Source organism: Bacillus sp. FSL E2-0195 (assembly GCF_038003645.1).
Classification (GTDB): Bacteria; Bacillota; Bacilli; order Bacillales; family Bacillaceae_G; genus Bacillus_A; species Bacillus_A mycoides.
Genome location: NZ_JBBOPN010000001.1, coordinates 3,666,077 through 3,691,634 on the forward strand (window position 1 = coordinate 3,666,077; position 25,558 = coordinate 3,691,634).

A 25,558-nucleotide genomic window follows, 5' to 3' on the forward strand; every position below is an offset into this window, starting at 1 on the left:
TTAAAATATAAAAACATATCTTATATACTCTGAACTACATTACTCAACAGTTAAAACTTAATTTTTTATTGGGAGGATTTACAATGCAATTATTAAAAATAAAACATATAATTCCTTTATCTGCGGCAGCAATTACATTCGTATGTAATCAAGGTGTAGCTGAGGCTTCCACCATTCATACAGTAAAAAAGAATGATACACTTTGGGGTATCAGTAAACAATATGGAGTTTCAATACAATCTATTAAACAAGCAAATAATAAAGGAAAAGATCAAACTTTTATTGGTGAACAGTTACATATTCCAGGATCCATGAAATCAAATGAGGTCACTGTTCATCAAAACGACAAACCTAAGAACATCTCTGGACAAATTATTTATCAAGTACAGCCGGGAGATTCATTAGAAATTATAGCAAAGCGTTACAATGTTACCGTTCAATCTATAAAACAAATTAACAATACAGTCGGAAACAAGCTTTATACAGGACAACATTTAAAAATCAATTCAAGTATTTCAGAAAAAGAAAAAGACTTAATGGCACGCTTAGTTACTGCTGAGGCAGGTGGCGAATCATATAAAGGAAAAGTAGCGGTGGCGAAAGTTATCTTGAATCGTGTAAATGCAAATGGTTTTCCAAATACAATAACAGGTGTTATTTATGAACCTATTAAACGCGGATATGCATTTACTCCTGTTACCGATGGTAGAATTAATCAGCCTGCAAGCGCAGAAGCAAAAATGGCAGTAGAAGAGGCTATCTCTACAAATGGAATACATTCTGATTGGCTTTATTTTTATAATCCAAAAACTTCAACAAACAAATGGATTACGACACGTCAAACAGTAGCGTTAATCGGTAACCACGTCTTCGCTAAATAAAACTATAATTCTCTTCAAATTTATGCACTTAACAACTATTTCCAATGATTAGCAGACCTCTTTACTTAAAAGGTCTGTTTTTTTATATGTAAGATTTTATTAATCATATGACATAGTGATCATTTAAATCTATTTCTTCTTTCAAATAAAAACATTTGTATTTACTCCACCACTCAGAGAAATTAAAAAAGCATCAAGTTCAAAAACTCCCTCTTTATTAATAAAAGCTATTTCTTAACTTCATAAAAGTGTTATACACTAAGAAAATAAAAAACAAACTATTCGTTAGCAGGTGAAAGAATATGTATGATGTTACAATTATCGGAGCTGGAGTAAGTAGCATCTTTATGGCTTATTCATTAGCCCAAAGTAACAAAAAGATTTTAATTCTTGATAAAGGTAAAGCGCTAAAAGATCGCCATTGTCCTTTAGACCAAGGAAAAGTGTGTAATTGTACTACATGTGATAAATATTTCGGATTTGGTGGTTTAGGAAAATCTGAAGGGAAATTTAATTATACAAATGGATTTGGTGGCGAACTTGAGCAAAAAGTAGGTAAAAAAGCTTTTATACAACTCATGGCTGAAGTAGATAAAATTCTATGTCAGTTTGGCGGAAGTTCGGTTTCAAAATATTCTACAGAAAATCTAAATCTCACTAAGAGAGCTGAAGCGTGTGGTTTACAAATGCTCACAACAGAAGTAAGGCATCTTGGCACTACACTTTCAAGTAACATTTTTCAGCAGCTCTATGAATTTTTACTTAACAAAATAGATATCCGATTTCATATAGATGTACAACATGTCGTTAAGCAGCAAGACCATTTTAAAATATCTACAAATCAAGGAACTGTCCATTCTAAGCAATTAGTATTTGCAACTGGGCGTTCTGGAACGGATTGGTTAAAAGAAATGTGCTCTTCCCTTGAAATTGCACAGGAACAAACCCGTATAGATTTAGGTATTAGGGTAGAGATGAAAGAACATCAATTACGTTCTATATTAAAAGATACATTTGAGACGAAACTTTCTTATCAGCATGAACATTTCACGGCTACTACTTACTGTATGAATCCAAAAGGACGCATTATTCGAAAGTATGAAGAAGGTTTAGTTATGCCTGACGGTCAAAATTTTCGAGAGCAAGGAACTGGCACTTCTAACTTAAATTTCACTTTATTTATCCCGCGCTATTTTCCAACTCTCAAAGAAGCAAATGTATACGCAAGTTCAATTATTAAAAGCATTAACCAAGGACGAGATCGGATTGTTATACAGCGTTTAGAGGACTTAATAAAGAAACAACCTACAGCCGAGAACAACATGAAACATAATCGTATACAGCCTACACTACACGGAGATTATGGAGATTTGAATGAAGAAATTCCTCCATTATATATTGAAGGACTCAAAAAATTTTTATTACGTTTAGAACAATTTATCCAAGAACCTATCGATAAAGATACTTTATTATATGGAATTGATGGAAAGTTCTATGCTCCTACAATAAAAATCAATAACCATTTTGAAACAAGTATGGATGGGCTATTTTTAATTGGAGATTGTTCAGGCGTCACTCATTCATTATCTCAAGCAGCTGCAAGTGGTCTGCATGTTGGAAAATATTTATCAGACATTTAAATACTCTAATTAAATGGAAAGGGAGCAGCTAATTGCTATTGCTCCCTTTTCCCTATTACTTCTCTTATAACACATGATGCAATCTGCTATTAAAAAGAACGTACATATTATACAGATGTAAACAAAAAACAACTCCAAAATCAACTTTTATTGTATATTTTGGAGTTACTTTACGTTTATTCTATGATTGTTTCTAAAGGTAAATCTGTATAGGAATTATCCTCACCTATATTCAAGATTACTTCACATTGACGTAATCTCAATTCAAAGAGCGTTATAGGATCATGATAAACTTCAGGGTTTGATTTCATTTTATGCAGTTTATCTTGTTTTTCTTTTATTTCTAAATGAGTGTTTTTTACAGCTTGTTCCAACGAGCCAAATGGATTTCTAAAGAACATATTAATATCCCGCTCTTGTGTGTTTTCAAATAGCTCAAACTGCAAGAAAAATTTCTTCATAATAGAAGCCGTTACATCGGTATAATCTTCATTTTCTAAATACTGTTTGTATTTGTTATATAGCATAGCTTTATTTTTAGGAAGAACTCCAAATAATTTACCGGCACTTTTCAGTAAAAATTGTGCTGGCGTAAATCGGCGTAAAATATTTACTTCTTCCATTTGTATTCTAGTTGTCATTCTATCAGTATCTCTTCGCCAGTCATCAATTACTTTAAAGTCACATTCTAACTGTATTCGATTTTCTCCAAATAAAGAATTAAGTCCTTCACTGGTTTCTGCTAAGTACAATTGACTTTGAAGGAGCTCGTTATTAGAAGCCGCAATCCAATTTTGCATAGAGCGAGCAAGATTAGGTAATACAGTTTGTTCTAGATATTGTTGCACCCTTTCATTCATCGCTGTATTTAGTTCAATATCAATGTGCCCAAAATCACTTTCTTCACTAATTAAATCGGAACAACTCTGCAATAGTTTCGGAATATGTTCTGTAAGATCATTAGTAATTTCGTTTTTCATTGTACGATATGCTTCTGTAATTAAATGAATTTTTTCCTTCTCAAAAGCAGTAAGGTTATTAATACAAGCATTTAGTTTAACTAACATATCTTCATTCCAATTAATAGAATCCACTAGATTATTTTCCCTCTCGACACGTTTATCCAAAAGATATGTAATTGTTTTTCGAATGAAAAACAATAGCTTTTCAGTACGTTCTACATCGATATTTTTATGGTTAAAGTTAAAATGAATAAACTCAGTTAAATCGTTTAGTTGTTTACTATTTGTATATAACGAAGAATAAGGGAAAACTCTTGCATTAGGGAAATATGTATTTATTCTCACTTGCGTATCTTGTATAACTCTTTTTGCTTCTGCTTCATTGTAAATGTTATCGATTTTATTTAATAAGAAATGAACTTGTAGATTTGGTGTATGTTCTTGGATACTTAATAGAATGTCACGTTCTTTGTCAGTAAAAGGTGAATCCGTATTCAATACGAATAATAATTCATCTACAGAGTTTAAATATTCAAACACCTCATCTCTCGCGTCATTGTTCCTATTAAAGCTAGGTGTAACAACGAATGTAAGTTTATTTTTACTTAAAAACCTGCATGGTAATTTAAATTCAACACACGCTCTATCTCTATATGTTTGACGATGCACTGCCATCATGTTATGGAAATCAGAGAAATTCTCAGTTGTTGTAATTTCCGAATCTGTTATAGCGTTAATTTCTGTATAAGCGTCATTTTTAAAAACAACTACATTTGAGATTGAGTTTTCTAATATATTTTCTCCTAAAATAGAGTTAATAAATGAAGCTTTTCCGTTCCCTGAAGTTCCAGTTACTAATAGGCGATTTGTTCTTAAATCTGCAAGCTCACCAACTAACCAGCTAAATCGGTTACCCATTTCTAAATCATGTTCTTGTGCCCAGTGTGTAATAGATTCAAAAAGATGTAAACTATACTCTAAGCCATTCACATGATTAATAGAATATGACAGTAGGTCTTCTGCATCTTTTATATCCGCTGAATCTATTTTAGAAGGAAAAATCTCATCCCATGCCAATACTGCTGCAGATGGAAATACAGCATGAGAGGGATTGACTACCTTTAACCAATTTGTTAACAGGTTTGGAATGATATCGTGTAATTGTCTAAGCATATATTGACCTTGAATTAATTCAAAGTATGTTTCTTCGTAAAGAGAAGAAATTTCGTCCCATATATCGGACGAATGTATTTCGATATGTATGAAAAATTCATTTATTGTGTTGAGCCATAATAAGTAATTTTGTTCATCTTTATAGCTGTGCCAAAGTGATGAAACAATTTGCGTAAATTGTACTTGATCTACATTATTTAATGTAACTAATACTTTATAAAAATAGTCTGGTGAAATATTTTTAGTAAATCCTTTATCGATATATTCTTTTAGAACCTCAAACCACGGATAAGATTCTGTTCGAATTAACTCGTTCACAGCAAGCTCTACTGCACTATCAGAATCTTGCTGTTCTTCATAAAAGGAACGAGCAATTGTTGTGACGTTTGGATAATCGGGATTTAAAGAAACCGCTTCTTTTATAACAGCGAAAGCTGAATCAAAATTATTTTGCTCGATGTAAAGAGACAGTAATTGCAGCACAATTTCGGTCATAAGTATTTTGTTATCAGTAGTAATGGAAGTATACACATTTTCAGCAACTGATAATTGGTTAAGTTCGAAGTAAGCATCCGCAATATTTTTTTGTGCCCATGGTGCTAGTTCATTACTAACTTTCTCCCATTTAAAAATAGCTGCTTCAAAATCTTGATGGTGATAATAAAATTCACCTTGTGCAAAACGAATATAAGATCCATCAGAAATCTCATTTTTTTCTTCGTTTACATAAGCTTCTCCAAGTACTTGAAGAGGTGGGTGTGTTTCATTCTCCATTAGGAATGTTTCATAATACATCTTTTTTATTAATTGTTTTTCTAATCTCATCTTTTCCCCCACTATATCTCGAAAATACATTTTTGAGATATGTCAATACTTTTTTATATGTATGCTTTTTATCTTAACAAAGAATTCCTTTTAGAAAATTTCATTTTCCTTTCATTTTTCAAGTAAGATTGAATTTTTATGAGAAAAGTTTCAGTTTTTTTTCAATTCCCTTTCAGTTGTGAAACAACATTAAATGTTCCTAATAACCTAATAACACTATAATATTCCACATTATATTATCAGGAAAACTATATATATATTACATTATAAAAACAATCTATAACGAATATATATGCAAGATTCCCTTCGCTAATAAATAAAAGAAATCATTATAATATATTTCTCACATTGTTTTCCTTTGAAATATTTCAGTAGTTACGTAATTAAATTCCATTAACCTATATAAATAACTAGTCCAAAAAAAATCTATATGCATATCATGTTATAGTAAAGAATTCAGGAAATCCTAAAAAGGAGGCATTTTCATGTTTGAAGATAAATCTAAAATAAATTACCCATATGAATTTACTGAAACTACAACAGTCCCTCTAAAAAACCCCATCAATAAAACTTTCAAAAACGGCTCTGGTACACATAACTTCCCAATTAAAAAGCATTATAAAGAGCAGGTTTTATATACTGAAAAAATTAATAATAATAAAAATAAATAACTGTATAGATCCTTATAACAATTAACCAAATAAGAATCTATATTTGGCCATGCATAGTTATGTGTTTAATAATGTAGAAATCCTTATTATACAATTTACGTACCTTTAAAAAGTGCTGATATACGGCGCTTTTTTATACATAGATAATAGAAGCACAAAAAAGGTATGGATATTTTCCACACCTTTTTTGTGCTTTGCTATTTATAAATGGAGTAGTACGTCCATGTTTATTTTACCTAATAGCACTTTAATGGGCCTTCTAGAAGAAATAAAAGCTAGTTTAATGAAAAAATAAGTTTCTTAGCCAATGCACCTGCCCCTACCAGCAGAATTTTACTGGTAGGAGTCATTGGATTGAATTTATATAATACCTTGAATATTTTGCGTCTATTTTTTCTTAAGGGGTATTTATTCGGGTTACTTATTAGATTATCAATTATATTCCTTCCGATTCCTACTTTTTATAGGTCATTATTGCTCTATTATATATATTTGAAAATTTACTAAGCGTTGTTTCAAAGCTACTTAGTTTTCATAAAATATTTTTTGTTTCCGTTGGAACGGATAGGCTTTAATCTCATCTGTATCTAAATTTTCATGAAATAAATGAATGGCTATAATTTGTCTACAATCGTAAGTATGATAATAATATGTTCCGGACTCCATACACATTACGCTTGTATAAATGGTATTATCTAATGCACCTTCTTCTGTTATTACTCCGCCTTTAGGAACCTCGCAATTTGATAAGATATGAAAAAGGGCCGATACTCCCTCTTCTTCACTATCTATACCTTGAATGTTTTGTTTGCCATATGCTGCTCGCACAAACCTTGATGGCGGGGTGAAATCCCCTGGAAGTCCCATTGAACCTGAGCCCTGACCAAAAGCACTTAATGGTACATTACTCCACTCTGTTGGCGCGAATGGCTGCGATTTAAGGCCAATATATTGTCTTAAATTTTGTAAATGCCAACTAAACTCCGGACTATTCGTCATCACTCCTAGTGGGTTGTCATACATTTTTAATCCTTCATTTGTTGGCTCCAGTACAATGCAATCTCCCCATTTATCCGCTAAAATCCAATGGAGTGGCGGCGTAAGTCCTAAATCCGGTAATGGTATATCCAAAAAGGTAATGCTATCTACAGATTTCTTTAACTCTTTGACAGAATTGAATTGTGTGAGACTCCAAGTCACAAAATCAAATGGAGCCAAATTCGTTTTGTTATTATCTATACTTTTACTATAAGTAGCGAATCCTGGAAAATAGAGTGTTGCACATGTCATACCTGCTTCATTTACTCCGTCCGCCATAATGACCCTTCCTTGATGATTAATCCCCATTCCGACCGTAGCATGTTTCGTATTAATGATTTCACCAGTTATATTATTCCACTGGTAATGTCTAGGAATGATTATTACTTCTTGATTCAAATCTAATGTAAAATCCATCGTTCTTGCAAAAAGGTGCTGACCGTTTTTTGTCTGTAATGTCAAACTAGTACACATAAAGAACACCCCATTTTATGGTTTTATATACACTTTACATAATTCTGATAAATCTGTAAATTAAAACCCCTTTCCTTACAAAAAAATGAGGAAGCACATATAAATTACAAATAGGTTATCTCTAGTTTATAAATGAATTTTTAAAATATAGTTGCAAAAGAATTATATTAAAAAGGAGCGACTTGTTACTATCGCTCCTTTTTATTTCTCTCAATATTTTATTAAAATAACTGTAGAGAACATTGCTATTACATATTTATTTTAACACATATAAATAATACTAGGCACTTTCAAACCGCTTCAAATAACTAGGAACGAACTTTTTCTCTTTGGACATTAATCCTACATAACCCTCTTAAACATCTTCTCCAACTCATAAGTAGAATGATGCACCAGAATCGGTCTTCCATGCGGACATGTGTATGGATTTGTTGTTGTACGTAGTTCTTCGAGTAAAGCGAATATTTGATCGTTCGTTAAATATTGATTTGCTTTAATTGAAGCTTTACAGCTCATCATAATCGCTGCTTCTTCGCGTAGTTTTTTTATGTCTACTTTTTTCAGTTTTACGACTTGCTCCATCATCTCATCAATGATTTCTGTTTCTTGTCCTTTCGGGAACCACGTTGGATGCGAACGAACGATAAAGGATTGATGGCCAAACTGCTCTAAAAATAGTCCGACTTTTTTTAGTTCTTCTAACTGCTCTTCGACACGTAAAAATTCGGTAAGAGATAAATCTATGCGGTACGGTACAAGTAATTCTTGTACTTCTTGCGTAACTCGTCCCACTTTATCACGGAAATATTCATAATTGATGCGCTCCTGCGCAGCATGCTGATCAATCATATATAGCCCGTTATCATTTTGAGCGAAAATATATGTTCCGTGCATCTGTCCAATTGGATAAAGTGGTGGTAAATCGTTACCGTTCATTTCAATCTCTTTTATTTCGTGAACTTCGTCTTCCAATTCCTCTAATTCAAAATCGTCATCGTTGCTAGTCCATTCCTTTTCCTCTCGAACCGTTTGTTCTATTACCGGCTTAGAGGATGGCTGCCAGCTTTGCTCTTCTCTTACTAGTGACTGTGGTGGTTGCCATTCTTGCTTCGGCGGTTGCCACAGTTGTGCTGGTTGTTTTACAGTCGTTGTTTCTTCTTGTTTCTCATCCATTCCTGTTGGTAAAACGATGTTAGGCATAGATGATTCTCTCGGTTTTGTATGCTCAAACTTGAACTGTTCTTGCACACTTTCATCTTTTTCTTTTTTCCTCGTTGTTACACCAGCATCTGGAATGAGTTGTATTTTTTTGAATGCAGCTTGCAATGTTTCTTCGATAAGCTTTAGCAATTCTTGTTCTTTACTAAAGCGTACTTCTAATTTTGCTGGATGTACGTTGACATCAACAAGCATTGGATCCATTTCAATTGATAAGAAGCCGATTGGGTATCGTCCGATTGGCAATAACGTATGATATCCTTGCTGAATGGCTTTCATTAATACGAAATTTCGAACGTAACGGCCATTTACAATCGTTGACATATAGTTACGCGACGCTCTCGTTACTTCTGGTAATGTTACATATCCTTTAATTGTAAAGTCTAGAGATTCAGCTTCAATCGGAATAAGCTTCTTCGCAACTTGAATGCTGTAAATCGATGCAAGTACTTGTCTTACATCACCATTCCCTGATGTATGAAGCAATTTCTTTTCATTATGAAACAGTTTTAACGATACTTCTGGATGAGACATTGCAATACGATACACGATATCTGTAATGTTCCCAAGCTCTGTATGAATAGTTTTCATATATTTAAGACGCGCTGGTGTATTAAAAAATAAGTTTTGTACAGTAATATCTGTTCCTTTTCGGCTTGCCGTTTTCTCTTGTTTTATAATGTCTCCACCTTTAATACTAAGGTGTGTACCAGGCGCATCACCTGTGCTCGTAATTAATTCTAATTCACTCACTGAGGCAATACTCGGCAGGGCCTCTCCGCGGAAACCGAGCGTTCTTATACGAAATAAATCATTTTCATCTTTAATTTTACTCGTTGCGTGTCGTTCAAATGCAACGATACAATCTTCTTCAGCAATACCATCTCCATTATCGATGATGCGAATCTTCGATAATCCAGCTTCTTCTAAGTGGATTTCAATAGATGTACTATTCGCATCGATGGAATTTTCCACGAGTTCTTTTACAACTGAGGCCGGGCGCTCTACTACTTCCCCTGCCGCAATTAAGTTAGAGAGTTGATCATCGAGTTTGCGAATTTTCCCCATCTACTTACTCATCCTTTCTTTAACTTTTTCTGTAAACGATACAGTTCATTCATCGCTTCTAAAGGCGTCATATCGAGTAAATCAATCTTTTTAATTTGTGCAAGTACTGCCGTTTCTTTTGGATTTAGCACAGGCTTGTCTTGATTTTTCGAAGACTGTTCTCCTCCAAAGAAAGATAGTTGTGAATCTTCTTCAGTCTCTTCTTTCTTTTCTTGTATTTCTGCTGGTTCTTCTTTTACAACAACTGGTTCTGGAGCGACTTCTGGCACTTTCACTTCTACTCGTTTCGGAATAACAATTTCTTCCTGTCCTTCTAGTTGTGCTAACACTTCTTTCGCGCGAGCGATTAAGCTCTCTGGAAGCTCGGCAAGTTGAGCAACGTGAATTCCGTAACTTTTATCAGCCGCTCCATCTTGAATTTTATGAAGGAAAACTACTTTTCCATTTTCTTCAATTGCTGAAACATGTACATTCTTTAGTTGGTCTAAACTTTCTTCTAACACTGTTAATTCATGATAATGTGTAGAGAATAATGTTTTCGCACCAATTTGGTCATGAATATGTTCAATGATTGCTTGCGCAAGTGCCATACCATCATACGTGGATGTACCGCGTCCAATTTCATCGAATAAAATTAAACTTCTCTCTGATGCATTTGCAATTGCATTTTTCGCTTCTAACATTTCAACCATAAATGTACTTTGACCTGAGATTAAATCATCCGCTGCACCAATTCTCGTAAAGATTTGATCGAAGACAGGTAATACTGCTTCTGTCGCTGGTACAAAACAACCAATTTGTGACATAACAGTAACAAGTGCTAATTGTCTCATATACGTACTTTTACCAGACATGTTCGGTCCTGTAATTAAAAAGACATCCATCTTCTCCGGCATAATACAATCATTCGGTACATACAATTTCCCGTTCAATACTTTTTCAACGACAGGATGACGACCATCTTTAATAAAGATTTCGCGCTTATTTGTTAAAACAGGTTTTACAAACTGCTCTTCTTCACTAACTGTCGCAAAGCTTTGCAGTACGTCTAGTTCACTAATTACTTTCGCTAAATGCTGTAATTTCGGAATGAATACTTTTACTTCTTCGCGAAGTGCTGTAAATAAATCGTATTCTAATTGTACAATTTTCTCTTCTGCTTCTAAGATTAATGTTTCTTTTTCTTTTAGCTCATCTGTTATGAAACGCTCTGCATTTGCAAGTGTTTGTTTACGCTCATAGCGCCCTTCTGGAAGTGCTGCAAGATTAGCCTTCGTCACTTCAATATAGTAGCCGAAAATACGGTTGTACCCAATTTTTAATGATTTAACCCCTGTAATATCACGCTCTCGTTTTTCAAGCTCAGCAATCCACGTTTTTCCGTTTTTACTAACGTAACGATATTGATCAAGCTTATCATTATAGCCATCTTTAATAATATCTCCATCTTTAATAGAAAGCGGTGGGTTTTCTTGAATACTTCTTCCTAGTAATTCAGTTAAGCTCTCACATGGATCTGCACCTTGAATTAACCTTGCTGCATAAGCATTATCTAAAAGACTAATCGCTTCTAAAATAGCTGGTACTTGCAGTAAAGAACGTCTTAATTGTAATAAGTCCCGTGCATTTACATTACCAAATGCAACTTTCCCTGCTAAACGCTCTAAATCATATACTTCTTTTAACTTTTCTTTTAAATCTTCACGTAAGAAGTAATCATTTACAAACGTTTCAACCATTTCTAAACGCTCTTCAACTTTTTCTTTCTGGATAAGCGGACGTTCCATCCACTGTTTTAACATACGCCCACCCATAGCCGTTTTTGTTTTGTCTAATAGCCATAATAATGAGCCTGTCTTTTCCTTCGTGCGAAGAGTCTCTGTTAACTCTAAATTACGTTTTGAATGCACATCAATTTTCATAAATTGATTCGTGTAATAAATTTCTACTGGTTGCAAGTGATCTAACGAACGTTTTTGTGTTCTTATCACATAGTTAAATAAGCGTCCAATTGCTTTAATTAATTTTGCTTGGGAAACACTTTTCACAAGATGTTCTAATCCTTCTGGAATAGTTGTTGCATCTTCATACGAAATCGTCATTTTTAATGTTTCAGTTAACTTATTTAATTCATCTTTTGAAAATGTAGAATCTACAACAATTTCTTTTGAACCAGTCGCATACACTTCTAATAAAATATCTTCTACTGAACCAGTTAATAACGTCACTGTATTTTGTCCAGTCGTTAAGTCATTACAAGCTAGCGCATAAGATCCATCTTCGAAATGTGTTAATGCTGCTAAGAAGTTATTCTCCTTCTCGTCTATTGTACGCCCTTCCATCATCGTTCCTGGCGTAATTAGTTGTACTACTTCACGACGTACTACACCTTTAGCTGTTTTTGGGTCTTCCACTTGCTCACAAACAGCTACTTTATATCCTTTTTCAACAAGTTGTTCAATATAATTTTTAGCTGCATGATGCGGTACACCACACATCGGTATACGTTCACTACTACCACCATCTCGGCTCGTTAATGTAATTTCAAGTTCATGAGCTGCTTTAACCGCATCTTCAAAGAACATTTCATAAAAATCACCTAATCGGAAAAATAAAAAGGCATCTTGATAGTCTGCCTTAACCTTTAAGTATTGCTGTATCATAGGCGTATATTGCGTCATGTCTTTCCTCCATAATTCTTACATAATAATCTATATTCATATATGTCACACTTCACGGACATCCATATCTCCTATTCCAGGAGTCTCTCCTCATTATAGCACATTTCATAAGGAATCATGTTCATGCAGAACCACTTATGTACTGTAAAAAGCTAGGAAGAACTTCTCCCTAGCTTTCTCTTACTCTTCTTCTGCATCGACGATAAAGTTCGGATCTAATTCTTCAAACTCATCATCATCGACTTGGAAATCCTCGTCTGATTCTACGCAACCTTCAGGATTTACACTTACACAAATTTTCGTTTCCCCAACTACTTCTGTTACAAATTCACGTTCTACCGTCACAACAATTTTATTACCATTTGGCGATACAAGAGCTTCTAAACAATTTGGCGGCTGAATTACACGAGCGATAATTTCTAAATCGTCACCAGAGAAGTTTTTATCACGATACCCAATACTTACTTCATCATTGTAGTTAACACGTTCTGTTACAACTTCAGTCTTTGTGTTTCCATCAAATGAATACCAAGTGTTTACATCATAGAAACCTTCAATTTCCACATGTTTTCCATTCTTTCTCGCTTCGTACGAATGGTTAATTACCCAGCACCCTAAAATACTTGTTGGCTCATTATTCGATTCACATGTATGCGTTGACTTTGTATACTTACGTCCTTTTCCAACCACTGCTTTTGTAATAATCTCTCTAAATTCGGACATTCGTAACCCTCCTCAATCACTATTCACTTAATCATATGCGTGACAATAGCGGAATGTGTCATTCTTTTTTTTGAGAAGAATTTCCGATATAACCCACTAAAAAAAAGAGATGTCAATAAGACATCTCTTTAACAACCACAATTTCCTTTTTTACTTTCTACTGCTGCACCAGTTTCGCCCTTCAACACATCGCCGCCAGTTGAAACTAATATTTCATCTGTTACATTGTTAGAAATGGTACTAGCAACTAGCTGTAGTAAGTCATTTACATATGTTTGTGAAGATTTAAACTCCTGTACAACTGGGATATTATCTAACTTATCTTGAAGTGCATCAATTTCAGCTTCTACTTTTTTCAAAGCTTCCCATTTCCCATAATGTTGCAAGTTTACTGCTTGTTTTTGCAAAGCTTTTATTTCATCAATTGCTCGCTTTACATTTTCATTTTTATGAATTTGTGCTTCTGCTCGCTTAAAGAAATCGACTTCTTCTGTTTCAGAGATCATTTTTGCTAATTCTTTCGCTTGCTCAACAATTTCATCTTTCGTATATACTTTCATCTATTATTTCACCTCAATCGGCTCCTTAACCAATTCCCCGTTAAGAGACCAAGTTTTTGCTTCCGTTATTTTTACTTTCACAAGCTGACCAATTAAAGATTTTGAAGCAACAAAGTTTACAAGTTTATTCGTACGTGTATATCCCGCAAGTACTTCAGGATTATTCTTACTTTCTCCCTCAACTAATACTTCTACAATTTGACCTATATAACACTTATTCTTATTAACTGCATATTCATTCACTAGTGTATTTAAGCGTTGTAATCGCTCTTTCTTCACTTCCATCGGAACATTATCTTGCATTTTTGCAGCTGGTGTACCTTCACGCGGAGAATAAATAAATGTAAATGCCGTATCAAATCCTACTTCACGATATAACGACATCGTCTCTTCAAACTGCTCATCCGTTTCATTTGGGAAACCAACGATAATATCAGTCGTTAGCACTGCATTCGGAATTGTTTCTTTAATTTTTCGTACAAGCTCTAAATAGTGTTCTCGCGAATATTTACGCGCCATAATTTTAAGCATATCTGTACTACCAGATTGAACCGGTAAGTGGATATGTTCTACTAGGTTACCACCTTTTCCAAGAACATCAATTAAATGATTGTCAAAATCACGTGGATGACTTGTTGTAAAACGAATACGCGCGATATCGATTTTACGAAGTTCATCCATTAAATCGCCAAGACCATATTGTATATCTTCAAAGTCTTTACCGTATGCGTTTACGTTTTGTCCAAGTAACGTAATTTCTTTATAACCGTTCGCAGCTAAATGGCGAATTTCTTTAATAATATCTTCTGGACGTCTGCTGCGCTCTTTTCCGCGTGTATACGGTACAATACAATATGTACAAAACTTATCACAGCCATACATAATATTTACCCAAGCTTTAATATCACCACGACGTACTTTCGGAAGGTTTTCAATTACATCCCCTTCTTTTGACCAAACTTCAACTACCGTCTCTTTTGAGAACATTGCGTCCTTTAGAATATACGGTAATCTATGAATATTGTGTGTACCAAACACCATATCTACATGCTGATTTTTTTGCATAATTTTATTTACAACAGATTCCTCTTGAGACATACAACCACATACACCAATTATAAGATCCGGATTTCTTCGCTTTAATGATTTTAAATGACCAAGTTCACCGAACACTTTATTTTCAGCATTTTCACGAATTGCACAAGTATTTAATAAAATTACATCTGCCTCTTCAGTTGAAAAGGTTGGCTCATATCCAAGTGTTGTAAAAATCCCAGCCATTACTTCTGTATCATGCTCATTCATTTGACAGCCATATGTACGAATGTAAAACTTTCTTCCTGCGCCAAAATTGCGAAACTCTTCAGGTAGGCCAAAATCTCTTTCAATTTTAACTTCTTCTTTCCCACGCTTTTTCGCCAATTTCAAGGAAGGTGGTTGGTATACACTTTCAAAGTATTTACTATAATCTTTCTCTTCTTTTTTCGTAGAGGAATTTGCTTGTCGACTTGCTAATCGTTGTTGCTCGTTCATCGGTAATCTCCTTTCACCCTTAACTATACACACACTCTGTAGTCCATTTTAATGCGCTTAGACCCATCTCAATGATGTTAGATAGCATGAGAGATAACTTGCCCTTTGAAACTTGAGTAATCGATCTAATCATCCGTAAGAATGAAGTCTTCCCCACACAAATAGACATTCCCTTTTTTTTATTTCATCTTGTCCTACCCAAAAGTATATTGCTTTATCCCTATACACATTATCATAGTATAGAGCCTTTAGCCAACTTTAACGAAGAAGGCTTCTTATCCTATATTTCATTTCACAGTTAATGAACATGCTATTTTTATACAACGATTTATATATTATTTTATCATTCTGAATTTTCTAAGTAAACAAATCTATTAATTATTTTTATTCACTCAAAAAGAAGGTTACCAAGCGGCAACCTTCTCTCCGATCATTACATAAATTCAGCAACAAGCTCATCAAACATTTTCTGATCCATATTCAAATCAGCTTGCACTAAAGGTTTTTCACTATAGTCTTTTACAAGCTCTTGGTAAGAAGGCTGCTTTGTGTTTTGATAAATTAAACCTGTTACTAACCCGTTCTTTTCCATTAATGTTTGCATAGCCATCATGCGGTTAGATGGATCATATCCTTCTACTGTACTTAGTTTCGTTAAATTCTCTTTAAACCAATCATAAGTATTTACTTTATTATAAGTAACACATGGACTAAATACATTAATTAATGAAAAGCCTTTATGGTTAATACCAGCTTCAATAATTTGCGTTAATTCTTTTAAATCACTTGAAAAGCTTTGCGCCACAAATGTCGCACCAGCTGTTAAAGCCATTTCCATAACATTTAGTGATGGTTCAATTGAACCTTGTGGTGTACTTTTCGTTTTAAATCCAGCTTCACTACGTGGTGAAGTTTGACCTTTTGTTAATCCGTAAATTTGGTTATCCATTACGATGTACGTAATATCAATGTTACGACGAATAGAATGGATTGTATGTCCCATACCAATCGCAAAACCATCACCGTCACCACCGGATGCAATAACTGTTAAATCACGATTTGCCATTTTCACACCTTGTGCAATTGGAAGAGCACGTCCGTGAATACTATGCAAACCATATGAATTAATATACCCTGAAATACGACCGGAACAGCCGATGCCAGAAATAACAGCTAGCTCATCTGGATTTAAACCAACGTTAGCTGCCGCACGCTGAATCGCAGCCTGCACCGAGAAGTCTCCGCAACCTGGGCACCAGTTTGGTTTTACACTGTTACGAAAGTCCTTAAATGTTGCCATTTAATACAACCCCTTTTTTACATTCGTTGTAAATCTCTTTCGGCAAGAATGGATTTCCATCGTATTTTAAAAGACTAGAAATTTTCTCACCATTGCCAAGATTCATTTTCATAATGTTAGCAAGCTGACCAGTTGCATTGTTTTCTACTACTACAACACGCTTCGCTTTTTTCACAAGTGGATCGATTTCAGCTGTTGGGAACGGATGAATTAAACGTACATGGGCATGGTTTACTTTCATTCCTTCTTGTTCTAAACGCTGCATTGCCTCTTCGATCGCACCACGAGTTGAGTTAAAGCCTACTAACAATACGTCTGCGTCATCATGCTTAGCATTTTTGTAAATAGGGGTATTAAACTGTAAATTCGCCATTTTACGGAAACGTTTGTCCATTTGATCTTTACGATTTAACGCTGATTCAGATGGTTTACCCGTTTCATCATGTTCTACACCTGTAACATGGTGAATACCATTTTTCATACCAGGTAAAACACGTGGTGAAATCCCATCTTCTGTTACTTCATAACGCTTGAAGTATGCTTTATTTTCACGTTCTGGTAATTCTACTTCTAAATCAAGCTTACCACGACGAATTTCCACTTTATCTAACTTAAGTGGTTCTACTGTTTGCTTTCCTAAAGAAAGCTGTAAATCTGTTAAGAAAATAACAGGCACTTGATATTCTTCTGCTAAGTTAAACGCTTCTACAATATCATAGAAAGCTTCTTCAACTGTACTTGGCGCCATTACGATTTTTGGAATTTCACCATGCGTTCCGTAAATCATAGCCATTAAGTCAGACTGCTCTTGTTTTGTTGGTAAGCCCGTACTTGGGCCACCGCGTTGTGTATCAATGATAACTAGCGGTGTTTCAGTAATACCTGCTAAACCAATTGCTTCCATCATTAAAGAAAGACCAGGACCAGCAGATGCTGTTAATGTACGAACACCAGCGTAGTTTGCACCGATCGCCATTGTACAAGCTGCGATTTCATCCTCAGTTTGGATTACTGTTCCGCCGACTTTTGGTAACTTTTTAATTAAATATTCCATAATTTCAGATGCAGGTGTGATTGGATATGCAGACATAAAGCGAGCACCACCAGCTACCGCACCAAATGCGATTGCGTCGTTTCCAATCATAAACATGCGTTTCTGACCATCAGCTTTTTCAAGCTGCATCATGTTTACTTTCTCACCAAGCAATTCTTTCATGTATTGAGAGCCGCGTTTAATTGCTTCCATATTCTTTTGAACGACTTGCTCTCCTTTACGACCAAAGATTTCTTCAACAACCTCTAAATAAGCTGTTTCGTCTAATCCTAATACCGCACTAGATGCCCCAACAGCAACCATGTTTTTCATTAAAGATGTGCCTAATTCTGAAGCGATATCCGTAAACGGTATCACATATAGATTTACATCTGTATTATCAGGTATTGTCGGATTAAATTTCGCATCTGCAACTACAATTCCGCCCGGACGTAGTTCGTGGAAGTTAAAATCAATTGTTTCTTGATCAAAAGCAATTAAAATATCTAAATCATCTGAGATCGCACGTACTTCTGTTGTACTTACGCGAATTTTATTATTTGTATGGCCGCCTTTAATACGTGATGAGAAGTGGCGGTAACCGTATAGGTAATATCCTAATCGGTTTAATGCAATACAGAAGATTTCTCCTGTACTTTCAATTCCTTCACCTTGTTGGCCTCCAACTTTCCATGAAAGTTGACTAATCATCTCCTACACCCCTTTTGGCTGCATTCATTGTAGTGTATTTTTTTACAGTAATAGTTTAGCATTTTTTATGCAAATAAACTACAATGGACGCAAATTATGCCTCTTCTGATTTCCCTTAATCTTTAGTATAATGCTATTTCGTTTACCATTCTAGTATTAGGTCTTAAAAAAATCAATAAATTCAATTAAGTTTATTTTAATTTTTCTGAATTTTTAAAACATATTCTTTAGAACGTTATACAGTCAACAAAATTTTTATACAAAAATCGCTCTACAGTTGATTCATTATACTTTTTACACAGTTGATTCATTATATTTTCATAATCCCTATATGCTTCTACACCTACAACAGTTTCTAAAATCCCATCAAAATCAGAACCGAATCCTATATTTTTTTCTCCACCTAATGAACAAATATATTCCACATGCCTTAATATATCTGCTATATTCGCTTGTCTTTCATTCGTTAAAAACTGCGGTACGAAAGTAATACCAATAATGCTATTTTTCTTTATAAGGGCTCTTATTTGTTCATCGGTTAAATTGCGTGGATGCCCACAAAGTTGATAACAGTTTGAATGAGATGCAATTGGGTTTTTAGCAATTTCAATAACATCCCAAAAGCTTCTTTCATTTAAGTGAGACACATCGGTCCATAAATGTAACGTATTAAGTTCTTGTACAACTTGTCTACCAAATGTAGTTAAACCTGCTCCACGTGCCTCTAGCGCTCCATCAGCTAACAGATTGGCATAGTTCCATGTCAATCCAAAGGAACGTACACCTAAGCGATAAAACAAACGTAATTTCATCGCTTCTTTTCCAATTGCTTCGCATCCTTCTAATGTTAATAATGCTCCAATCTCGTCCTGTTTTAGCATGTTAATATCGTTTTTTGTCTGAATAAACTTCATTCCTGGTAGCGATAGAATTTCATTATGAAAAATATCTATCATTTGCAGCGCAACTTCAAAACGCTTTTCATACGCTACTGTTTCTGGTATATATATAGCAAAGCATTGTATACTTCCTTTTCTTTTCATTAATTGTTCAAATGTAATATGTAATTGTGAATCGTTTTGAAAGTCTTTTTTTCCCTTTGCACTCCATAACTGAAAGAGTACATCGCAATGTGCATCAAAAATTTTCATTTTCATTCCTCCATTACAAAAACAACCTGTTTGCATACATGCAAACAGGTTGTTTCAACTTAACGAGGTTCTACAATTAATTTTATCGCTGTACGCTCTTCACCATCAATCATAATATCTGTAAACGCTGGGATACAAATCAAGTCCAAACCGCTAGGCGCTACAAATCCTCTTGCAATTGCTACTGCCTTTACCGCTTGGTTTAATGCACCTGCACCAATAGCTTGAATTTCTGCTGTTCCGCGTTCGCGAATAACACCTGCAAGTGCACCAGCTACAGAATTAGGGACCGACGTTGCTTTAACTTTTAATATTTCCATTCCGCGTTTCCTCCTCGTTTCTATAAAAAGTAATAGCAATTATTTCACTTTAACTTATATTCACGAGGAATGGCACGTATTCCTGCTAAATTTCTGTAATTTTTCTAAAAAATTAAAATATAACGAATTCTCTAACTTTTTGTTAAAAATCAGTCAAAAAATGGCTGGTCATCATTAATTAAAATGCGCTCAATTTTCTTTGCTTTCCCTGTATTAGGATCCACATCAATTAACACTGCACTTAATTGTGTTCTACCATTCGTCACTTCAAAACGCACTGGTAAGTTCGTTAAAAACTTCTTCAATACCGCTTCGCGATCCATACCTAAAATCCCATCATATGGGCCTGTCATACCAACATCTGTAATATAAGCTGTTCCGCTTGGTAAAATACGATTATCAGCTGTAGGAACGTGTGTATGTGTACCTACTACCGCTGTAGCACGACCGTCTACATACCAACCTAACGCCTGCTTCTCACTTGTTGTTTCAGCATGAAAATCAACAAAGATAATGTTTGTACGTTTTTTTGCAATACTGATTAACTCATCCACTTTACGAAATGGACAATCAATTGGAGGAAGGAAAGTACGTCCTTGTAAGTTAATAACTGCAACTTCTGTTCCATTACAATTTACAAAGATAAGCCCTTTTCCCGGCGTTCCTTCTGGGAAGTTAGCTGGTCTTGCAAGATATTTTGCATCATCGATAAATTCAAATACTTCACGGTTATCCCAAGCGTGGTTTCCAAGCGTAACCGCTTGTGCCCCGCACTCTAAAAAGTTTCGATATATTTTTTCAGTAATTCCACGTCCACCCGCAGCATTTTCTCCATTAATAATTGTTACTGTCGGTGTATATTTCTTCTTTAATGCCGGTACGTACTGTTGAATCATGTCTCTACCAGGAGATCCTACTACATCCCCAACAAATAATATTCTCATATGTCTTACCCTTTCTATGTACTACATTTTTTATTACCATACTATAACCTTAAAGCTATTTCCTTACAACAGTTACAATTTATCTATTATAAGTTTCTTTCACTTGCATACTGCTCATAAATAATTTTCTTTATTTTACCCAATTCCAACACAAAAAAATAAAGTGGTGTTTCACCACTTTATTTTGCGTATTCCACTGCACGTGTTTCACGAATAACAGTTACTTTAATATGTCCTGGATAATCCAGTTCATTTTCAATACGTTTTCGAATATCACGAGCTAAACGATGAGCTTCTAAATCATCAATTGTATCTGGTTTTACCAGAATACGAACTTCACGTCCTGCTTGAATTGCGAAAGATTTTTCTACGCCTTCATAAGACTCTGAAATTTCTTCTAACTTTTCAAGACGACGAATGTAATTCTCAAGCGTTTCACTACGAGCTCCCGGTCTTGCAGCTGATAATGCATCTGCTGCAGCAACTAGAACTGCAATGATAGAAGTTGGTTCTGTGTCACCATGGTGAGATGCGATACTGTTTATTACAACAGGATGCTCTTTATATTTCGTTGCGAGTTCAACACCAATTTCAACGTGGCTACCTTCTACTTCATGATCGATTGCTTTTCCGATATCATGTAATAGACCAGCACGTCTTGCTAGTTTTTCATCCTCACCAAGCTCCGCTGCCATAAGTCCAGTTAAGTATGCAACTTCCATAGAGTGTTTTAAGACGTTTTGTCCGTAACTTGTACGGTATTTTAAACGACCTAAAATTTTAATTAAATCTGGATGTAAGCCATGAACACCCACTTCAAACGTTGTTTGCTCTCCGACTTCACGAATATACTCGTCCACTTCACGTCTTGATTTTTCGACCATCTCTTCAATACGCGCTGGGTGAATACGTCCGTCCTGTACTAGTTTATCAAGAGCGATACGAGCTGTTTCACGACGAATCGGGTCAAATCCTGATAGAATTACAGCTTCTGGTGTATCATCGATAATAAGGTCAATACCTGTTAACGTTTCTAACGTACGAATGTTACGACCTTCACGTCCGATAATACGTCCCTTCATTTCGTCATTTGGAAGATTTACAACCGAAACGGTTGTTTCAGCAACATGATCAGCTGCACATCTTTGCATTGCAAGAGATAAAATCTCTTTTGCCTTCTTATCCGCTTCTTCTTTCGCGCGAACTTCACTTTCTTTTACCATAACGGCAATTTCATGAGAAACTTCACTTTCCACTTTACCAAGAATAATTGCTTTCGCTTGTTCGCGGGTCAGATTGGAAATGCGCTCTAATTCTGTTTGTTGCTTTTGAACTAACTCTCCCACTTTGCTTTCCAACTCTTCAATCTGTTGTTGTTTCGCTACAAGAGATTCCTCTTTCTTTTCTAACTGTCGCTCGCGGTTATCGAGCGTTTCGTCTTTACGATCAAGGTTCTCTTCTTTTTGCATTAAACGATTTTCTTGTTTTTGTAATTCGCTTCTACGGTCACGAATTTCTAATTCAGCTTCTGTACGAAGTGTATGAATTTCATCCTTTGCTTCTAAAAGCGCTTCTTTCTTAAGTGCTTCAGCATCACGATTCGCTTCGTCTAGAATACGTTTTGCTTCATTAGCTGCACCATTAATCTTCGCTTCAGCAATAGACTTTCGAACAAAAAAGCCAACAACTGCACCGACTGTTGCAAGCAAAATGGAGATGAGTATCCAAACTGTACTACTACTCATGATTTCACCTCCCCTTGCTATGAATGAAAAAAGACTGTCGGCATGTACATTGAATTACAACGTACAGCAAAGACCGTCGTCCCGCTTTTTTAAGGGACTTTCTTCATTTCACAATTAAAATGTCATATTATTATTTCGGCAAGATTTAAGTCTTACTCCGAATATTACTTCTCTTCTTGAGAAGAGTATATCGTATATAAGAAAAAATATACATTCTCATTGTATCTATCGCAATTTTCATTGTCAAGCGTTGTCTACTTTTACTTTCTTTACCTTCAGCCCTGAATCTTATATGGATTAAAAAAACAGACGGCATATTATCCTGGAAAACCTTAGAAAATCCCAATTCATTCACTTAAAATATATGAATATTCCCCTTTACACATAGCCTTTTGGATAGAATAAATATTTTATCTCCAGCTATATACAACGCTTTCATAGTGGATTAAAAAATAAAAGACACGGGACCGTGTCTTTTATTTTTTAATCTTGACGAGTTGAATCTTCCGTGTCTTCAACACCAGAGTTTTCACCAATTCCGTGATGTTCACGAACAAAGAAGGCAATTTCTTCTCTTAAATCCGTATTCTCTTTTAAGAATTGCTTCGAATTTTCACGACCTTGTCCTAAGCGTTCTTCATTATAAGAGTACCAAGCACCGCTCTTTTGAACGATATCAAGTTCAGAAGCCATATCTAAGATTTCACCTTCTCTTGAAATACCTTCTCCGTACATAATATCAACTTCAGCAACACGGAATGGCGGTGCTACTTTATTTTTAACTACTTTTACTTTCGTTTTATTACCAACAATATCGTTACCTTGCTTTAACTGCTCAGCACGACGTACTTCAAGACGGACAGTTGAATAGAATTTCAACGCACGACCACCTGGAGTTGTTTCTGGGTTCCCGAACATAACCCCAACTTTTTCACGAATTTGGTTGATAAAGATTGCGATTGTTTTTGATTTGTTGATTGCACCTGAAAGTTTACGAAGTGCTTGTGACATTAAACGTGCTTGTAAACCAACGTGAGAGTCACCCATGTCCCCTTCGATCTCAGCTTTCGGTACAAGAGCTGCCACAGAGTCAATTACGATAATATCAACCGCTCCACTTCGTACAAGTGCTTCTGCGATTTCTAGTCCTTGCTCCCCTGTATCAGGCTGTGATAATAGTAATTCATCTATGTTAACACCTAATTTTTGTGCATATACAGGATCCATTGCATGCTCCGCATCAATGAACGCTGCTTGTCCACCTTGACGCTGTACTTCCGCGATTGCGTGTAATGAAACTGTTGTTTTACCTGAACTTTCAGGTCCATAAATTTCAATAACACGGCCACGTGGGTATCCGCCTACCCCTAGTGCCACATCAAGTGCTAAAGAACCACTTGAAATTGTAGAAATTCTACGCTCCGCTTGTTCTCCTAATTTCATAATTGAACCTTTACCGAATTGCTTCTCTATTTGTTTTAACGCCATATCTAATGCCGCTTGACGATCGCTCATTCAAAATTCCTCCTTAACTAAATTGCTAATCTTATTATACCTATTTTCAATTCAATTTGCCAACAAAAATCGAACATTTATTCGTTTTTTTATTTTATATCGAATAAAACTAGGTTTTCCAACAAAAAAAACTAGAAGAAATTTATATCTCTTCTAGCTTTTTAAATAAATGATAAAATCCATATTTTGTAGAGCGTTCTCTAATTTGTTGACGACTTCCACTTAAATTAAGCGAGAAGACTACAGCTGGTTCATCTTTAATCACCAATCCAATAAATACTGTTCCTGGTTCTTTATGCTCTGAAGCATCCGGTCCTGCCACCCCAGTGAAACTAATTCCGATATCTGCATTTAACAGTTCCTTTACATTTTCAGCAAGATAGCGAGCACACTGTTTACTAACCGCGCCATCAGTACGTAACACTTCTTCAGGTACATGTAAAATTTGTTGCTTCACATCATTTTGATAACAAATGACACCGCCTTTAAATACAGATGAAACACCAGCATTTTCTGTTACTTGATTTCCAAAAAGACCACCTGTTAAACTTTCTGCACACGCTAAAGTTAACCCTTTTTCCTTCAATAGCCTTATTGCCTTGTAATGAAGGAAATCTTGGTCATATCCGTAGAAAAATTCTCCTACTCTTTCTAAAATCAAATCTTCCACATGCTGAATCAGTTTCTCCGCCTCATCAGCATCATGATGTTTGGCAGTTAAACGTAATGTCACTTCGCCATCATTTGCAAGTGGTGCAATGGTTGGGTTCGTTTGTCCATCAATTAAATCTTGAACTTTCACCTCTAATTGAGATTCCCCAATACCAAAAAAACGAAGAACACGAGAATAAATATTTTCCCCCGTTGTAAACTTACATAAAAAAGGCTCTACGTAACTTATATACATCGGCTTCATTTCTTTTGGTGGTCCTGGTAATAAAATATAAACTTTTCCGTTCGTATTTAATCCCATACCAGGCGCCATACCGTGATCATTCGCAAATACAGTCGATCCATTTAAAACGAGCGCCTGCTTTTTATTATTCTCCGTAAATTCACGGCCTGTACGCTTAAAATAATCGCTTATCGATGTTAATGCCTTTTCATCATACACAAGCTCTTCATCTAAACTAGACGCTATTGTTTCTTTCGTTAAATCATCTTTTGTCGGTCCTAATCCACCTGTAAAAATGAGCATATCAGCTCGTTCTTCAGCCAATTCAATTGCCTTCTGTAATCGCTTGTTATTATCCCCAACAACAGTATGGTAGTACACGTTAATTCCGATTGAAGCTAACTTTTCAGATAAAAACTGGGCATTTGTATTTGCAATTTGTCCAAGTAATAATTCCGTTCCAACCGCAATAATTTCAGCATTCATCCCAATTCCCC

General features: G+C 35.2%; 18 protein-coding genes. 3 read left to right on the forward strand and 15 right to left on the reverse strand.

From position 1 onward, the window contains the following. Positions 1-83: 83 nt before the first annotated feature. A complete protein-coding gene (locus tag MHH59_RS18835; protein WP_340852110.1) occupies positions 84-881 on the forward strand; it encodes a cell wall hydrolase in 798 nt (265 codons plus the stop codon). A gap of 302 nt (positions 882-1,183) precedes the next feature. Further along, positions 1,184-2,521: an NAD(P)/FAD-dependent oxidoreductase gene (locus MHH59_RS18840; RefSeq protein WP_033731171.1), complete on the forward strand. Its 1,338-nt coding sequence runs from the start codon at positions 1,184-1,186 to the stop codon at positions 2,519-2,521. Positions 2,522-2,697: 176 nt separating this feature from the next. On the opposite strand, the gene MHH59_RS18845 is transcribed toward MHH59_RS18840, so the two are convergent. Further along, positions 2,698-5,481 carry a dynamin family protein gene (locus MHH59_RS18845; protein WP_340852113.1) on the reverse strand — a complete coding sequence of 928 codons (2,784 nt, stop codon included), beginning with the start codon at positions 5,479-5,481 and terminating at the stop codon, positions 2,698-2,700. A gap of 485 nt (positions 5,482-5,966) precedes the next feature. Here MHH59_RS18845 and MHH59_RS18850 point away from each other — a divergent pair, with 485 nt between their 5' ends. After that, positions 5,967-6,152, forward strand: a complete 186-nt coding sequence (locus tag MHH59_RS18850) for a hypothetical protein (RefSeq protein ID WP_000461142.1) — start codon at positions 5,967-5,969, stop codon at positions 6,150-6,152. Positions 6,153-6,677: 525 nt separating this feature from the next. Here the strand turns inward: MHH59_RS18850 and MHH59_RS18855 are convergent. From MHH59_RS18855 to MHH59_RS18920, 14 genes are all read right to left on the reverse strand, one after another. Continuing rightward, positions 6,678-7,664, reverse strand: a complete 987-nt coding sequence (locus MHH59_RS18855; RefSeq protein ID WP_002185086.1) for a choloylglycine hydrolase family protein — start codon at positions 7,662-7,664, stop codon at positions 6,678-6,680. Between the two features lie 342 nt (positions 7,665-8,006). Then, positions 8,007-9,950, reverse strand: coding sequence for a DNA mismatch repair endonuclease MutL (mutL, locus tag MHH59_RS18860; RefSeq protein ID WP_078178535.1), 1,944 nt, complete (start codon positions 9,948-9,950; stop codon positions 8,007-8,009). An 8-nt stretch (positions 9,951-9,958) separates the two neighbouring features. After that, positions 9,959-12,631 carry a DNA mismatch repair protein MutS gene (mutS, locus tag MHH59_RS18865; RefSeq protein ID WP_002128699.1) on the reverse strand — a complete coding sequence of 891 codons (2,673 nt, stop codon included), beginning with the start codon at positions 12,629-12,631 and terminating at the stop codon, positions 9,959-9,961. 180 nt (positions 12,632-12,811) lie between these two features. Next, on the reverse strand, positions 12,812-13,354 hold the full coding sequence (gene cotE, locus MHH59_RS18870; protein WP_002014610.1) for an outer spore coat protein CotE: 543 nt from the start codon (positions 13,352-13,354) through the stop codon (positions 12,812-12,814). Between the two features lie 128 nt (positions 13,355-13,482). Then, the gene (locus tag MHH59_RS18875) at positions 13,483-13,914 is read right to left on the reverse strand and encodes a RicAFT regulatory complex protein RicA family protein (RefSeq protein ID WP_002033698.1); all 432 of its coding nucleotides are present in this window, start codon (positions 13,912-13,914) and stop codon (positions 13,483-13,485) included. Between the two features lie 3 nt (positions 13,915-13,917). Beyond that, a complete protein-coding gene (gene miaB / locus MHH59_RS18880) occupies positions 13,918-15,447 on the reverse strand; it encodes a tRNA (N6-isopentenyl adenosine(37)-C2)-methylthiotransferase MiaB (RefSeq protein WP_002128700.1) in 1,530 nt (509 codons plus the stop codon). Between the two features lie 433 nt (positions 15,448-15,880). Next, a complete protein-coding gene (locus tag MHH59_RS18885; RefSeq protein ID WP_002088040.1) occupies positions 15,881-16,747 on the reverse strand; it encodes a 2-oxoacid:ferredoxin oxidoreductase subunit beta in 867 nt (288 codons plus the stop codon). Further along, positions 16,734-18,491, reverse strand: coding sequence for a 2-oxoacid:acceptor oxidoreductase subunit alpha (locus MHH59_RS18890; protein WP_016092174.1), 1,758 nt, complete (start codon positions 18,489-18,491; stop codon positions 16,734-16,736). Before MHH59_RS18890 ends, MHH59_RS18885 begins: the two co-directional genes overlap by 14 nt. Positions 18,492-18,718: 227 nt before the next feature. Next, positions 18,719-19,642 (reverse strand): dipeptidase, encoded by a 924-nt coding sequence (locus MHH59_RS18895; RefSeq protein WP_016092175.1) that lies wholly within the window; start codon positions 19,640-19,642, stop codon positions 18,719-18,721. A gap of 59 nt (positions 19,643-19,701) precedes the next feature. Then, positions 19,702-19,962, reverse strand: a complete 261-nt coding sequence (spoVS, locus tag MHH59_RS18900) for a stage V sporulation protein SpoVS (RefSeq protein ID WP_000404341.1) — start codon at positions 19,960-19,962, stop codon at positions 19,702-19,704. 149 nt (positions 19,963-20,111) lie between these two features. Beyond that, positions 20,112-20,906, reverse strand: coding sequence for a TIGR00282 family metallophosphoesterase (locus MHH59_RS18905; protein ID WP_002014601.1), 795 nt, complete (start codon positions 20,904-20,906; stop codon positions 20,112-20,114). Between the two features lie 179 nt (positions 20,907-21,085). Next, positions 21,086-22,651, reverse strand: coding sequence for a ribonuclease Y (rny, locus tag MHH59_RS18910; protein ID WP_002014600.1), 1,566 nt, complete (start codon positions 22,649-22,651; stop codon positions 21,086-21,088). Between the two features lie 483 nt (positions 22,652-23,134). Then, entirely contained in the window at positions 23,135-24,166 is a 1,032-nt protein-coding gene (gene recA / locus MHH59_RS18915) for a recombinase RecA (RefSeq protein ID WP_002014599.1), read from the reverse strand. Between the two features lie 142 nt (positions 24,167-24,308). Continuing rightward, positions 24,309-25,547: a competence/damage-inducible protein A gene (locus MHH59_RS18920; RefSeq protein ID WP_078178533.1), complete on the reverse strand. Its 1,239-nt coding sequence runs from the start codon at positions 25,545-25,547 to the stop codon at positions 24,309-24,311. Positions 25,548-25,558 lie beyond the last annotated feature (11 nt).